The sequence below is a fragment of the Cryobacterium inferilacus genome (genome assembly GCF_019599185.1).
GTDB classification, from domain to species: Bacteria; Actinomycetota; Actinomycetes; order Actinomycetales; family Microbacteriaceae; genus Cryobacterium; species Cryobacterium inferilacus.
Genome location: NZ_JAIEUL010000045.1, coordinates 1 through 2,402 on the forward strand (window position 1 = coordinate 1; position 2,402 = coordinate 2,402).

Here is a 2,402-nt window from a genome sequence, read left to right on the forward strand (position 1 = left end):
AGAGCGTCGCGCACCTCGGCACCGGCATCAGTGTCAGTGTCGGTGTCGGTGACGAGGTACGCGGCCAGGGCCAGGGGCGCGTCCGGGGCGCCGCGGTGACCGATCACGACCACATCGCGAGCCAGGCCCGTGGCACGGATCGCGGCTTCCACCTCACCCAACTCGATCCGGAACCCCCGAACCTTGACCTGTTGGTCATCGATACGACCGAGGTAATCGATAGTGCCATCGGCCCGCCACCTGGCAAGGTCCCCCGTGCGGTAGAGACGCCCCGCACCAAACGGGTTCTGGACGAAGCGCTCCGCGGTCAACTCCCGAAGACCGAGGTAACCGGTCCCGACCCCGTCGCCGGCGACGGCGAGTTCCCCCGTCTCTCCGATCCCGCACAGACGCTCCCCCGCGAGCACGTGAAGCTGGGTGTTGGCGACGGGGCGCCCGATGGGGACGGGACCCGCACCGAGGTCGGCGAGACCGTCGTCGGTCCACCCCGTCGCCAGGACGGTCGTCTCAGACGGGCCGTAGGCGTTGACGTAGCGGATCGACTCGCGGCGCGCCTTTTCGACGACCGCGGCGCTCGACGCGGCGCCCCCGGTCGTGAGGATCCGGAGTCGGAGCGCGTTGCACTGCAACCAGTACTGGGGTGGGAGCAGGGCGAGCGACACACCCGTCCGCTCAGCCTCGGCCGTGAGCGACTCGACGTCGTGCACGACGTCCTGGTCTACGACCACGAGGGCGGCGCCGCAGAGCAGAGCGAGGACGAGCTCCCACACCGCGGCGTCGAAGGTGATATTTGCGAACTGAAGGACGCGGTCGGTCGGCAACACGCCGTAGGTCTCGGCCAGGTGAGCGCGCAGGTTCGCGACCCCGCCGTGTGTGAGCTTGACCCCCTTCGGCGTTCCCGTCGTTCCCGAGGTGTAGATGCAGTAGGCGAGATCGTCCGGGGACGGCAGCCGATCCCGGTCCACCAGCGAGTCGTGCCACGCGACCGGAGTGGCTGCGCCGAGGAGCTCGTCAACATCGAGGACGACGGTGCCGTCGACGGCCGGGGCCAGTGCCTGCGCATGCGCTGCTCCTCGTTCACCGACGGTGAGATAGGCGGCCGGCCTGGCATCGACGGCGATCTTCTCGAGACGGCTTGTTGGCGAGGCGACGTCGAGAGGAAGGTACGCACAGCCCGCGAGCATCGCGCCGAGCATGCCGACGATCAGGGAGGAGCTGCGTTCGCCGACGACGGCAACGAGAGCGCCACGCGGCACGCCGGACGCGCTGAGAGCGGACGCGACATGCGCCGCTTCCAGCGCAACCTCGGCATAGTCGGCGATGCGCTCGCGCCACAGCAGCGCCGGGCGGTGCGGATGGGCGCGGACCTCGTCGAGGAACAGGCTCACCGCTGTCGCCGAGCGGTCGTAGAGCAGCTCAGTGCGATTGAACTCCTCGACGACCGTCCCGGTTTCGGCGGTCGAGAGGGAAGAGATGGTGGAGATCTCGGCGGTGGAGTCGGCCGCGAAACTCTCGAGCACGAGCAGCAACCGGTCGAGGATCCGGTTGACGCTGGCTGCGTCGAGCCAGGTCGTGTCGACGAGTACCGTGAACGCCAGCTCGTCGTCCGCGCGCTGGGCCGCAAGGGTGAACGGGTAGGTCGTCTGTTCCCGCCCCTCCACGAACGTCAAGCCGTCCGGACCGAAGGCTCCGTCGTCCACCTGGTAGTTCTCGAAGGCAAAGAGGCAGCGGATCAGATCCTCCCGCCCGACGAGCGACTGGATTCGCGCGAGCGAACCGGCGGCGAAAACACTGCTCTCGATGGCCTGATCGCGAACGGCGCCGACCAGCGCCTCCGCGGTGGTGCCCGCTGCCATCGTGACTCGTAGCGGGATCGAGTTGATGAAGAGGCCCACGGTACGGTCGATGTCGGGCAATGGCACGTCGCGTCCGGATACGACGCTGCCGAATACAACGTCGTCGCTGCCGCACGCACGGCCGAGGACGACGCCGAGGGCGGCCTGGGCCACGTGCGCGAGTGTGGCGCCCGTGCTCGCGAAGCGCTCCGACAGGCGAACGGCAAGGCGATCGCGGCTCGTGCGCGAGTATCGACCAACGGCCGCATCGGCGGACTCGGACGTCGCCACCACAGCGGGCAAGGCGCAGCCGATCGAGCGGGGAAACTCGGCGGTGGCGACGTAATCGCCGAGGGCGGTCGTCCAGTAGGCATCAAAGCCGCCGGAGTCCTGTTCCCGTAACCACCTGGCATACGCGGCGAAGGAGGTGCCCCCATTCGCCGCCGTGGTGACCGGGGCCGAACCGTTCCCGCTTTCCTCGGCGAGACGGAGGTGTCGGAGCAGGTCGGTGAAGAGGAGGGAGAGGCTCCAGCCGTCGAGGATGATGTGGTGGTAGGTCCAGATGAG

General features: G+C 68.7%; 1 protein-coding gene. It reads right to left on the reverse strand.

The genetic code is table 11. The features are described from left to right. The coding region (locus K2F54_RS18785) for a non-ribosomal peptide synthetase (protein WP_220607380.1) at positions 1–2,402 on the reverse strand (2,402 nt) is incomplete at both ends.